The 1,188-nt window shown below is 45.0% G+C and carries 2 protein-coding genes; both read left to right on the top strand.

Translation table 11 applies throughout. From position 1 onward, the window contains the following. A partial coding sequence (locus tag ACXM0J_RS18765; protein ID WP_304457409.1) for a 3-oxoacid CoA-transferase subunit B occupies positions 1 to 618 on the top strand: 618 nt, incomplete at its 5' end. 399 nt (positions 619 to 1,017) lie between these two features. Then, positions 1,018 to 1,188: thiolase family protein (locus ACXM0J_RS18760; protein WP_479750739.1), on the top strand; the 171-nt coding region annotated here is incomplete at its 3' end.

Raw genomic sequence — 1,188 nt, 5'->3', positions numbered from 1 at the left:
AAACGTGTGGCACAAGACATTCCAGATGGCGCCTATGTGAACTTGGGTATTGGCCTACCAACCAAGATCGCTAGTTACTTACCTGACGATAAAGATATTTTTCTTCATTCTGAAAATGGGCTGTTGGCCTTTGGTCCTCCTCCAGCTGCAGGTGAAGAAGATCCTGAACTGATTAATGCGGGTAAAGAATTTGTGACCATGCTTGAAGGCGGCAGCTTTTTCCACCATGGCGATTCATTTGCCATGATGCGTGGTGGACACCTTGATATTGCTGTACTCGGTGCATTTCAGGTTGCTGCGAATGGTGACTTGGCCAACTGGCACACGGGAGCACCGGATGCAATTCCTGCGGTAGGTGGTGCGATGGATTTGGCGGTGGGTGCAAAGAAAGTATTTATCACCACAGATCATGTGACCAAACAAGGTGAGCCGAAGATTGTGGCTGAGCTAACTTATCCAGTAACAGGTAAAAAATGTGTTGACCGTATTTACACGGATCTTTGTGTGATTGACGTGACTAAAGATGGTTTAAAGGTGATTGAGAAAGTTGAAGGTCTTAGCTTTGATGAGTTACAGGCTTTAACGGGTGCAACTCTGATTGATGCGACTCAAGGGTAAGTTTAAACAGCAGTAACTATCGTGACAGGCGACATGGATGTCACCCGTTGGACAGGGAGGCAAGGAAGCCTCCTCTGTTCAACAAAGGTTTTTGTTATTTTTGACCTTTCAAAAGTAAGGTATCGCTTATGCAATAGACCTATGGATATCACAGTAAATTACAGCCGTGATGTTATCCGTTGATATGAAAATTTATAAATCATCACAACGGAGGCTTACCTGTTTAAGCCAGATACCACCAGCTAATTCGTGTCACTTTTTTAAAAAAGTAACCAAAAACCTTTGTTACTCAGACACAACATCCCTGTTGTGCTGAGCAACGAGGCGACATCCATGTCGCCACCGCGAAATACCTACGGAGAATGGCTAAAAGGCCTGAAGTAAAGGACAAAAGTTAGAATGAAAACCGCTTATATCATCGATGCCATCCGTACTCCATTCGGTCGTTATGCTGGTGGTCTTGCACCTGTCCGTGCCGATGACCTTGGCGCTGTGCCGATCAAAGCCTTAATTCAGCGTAACCCAAGTGTAGATTGGGAACAGGTCGATGATGTGATTTATGGTTGTGCT

It is taken from the genome of Acinetobacter sp. GRABPA_MV_2 (genome assembly GCF_056725885.1).
The sequence above is the reverse complement of the archived record's forward strand: the minus strand, read 5'-3'. Positions and strand labels throughout refer to the sequence as shown.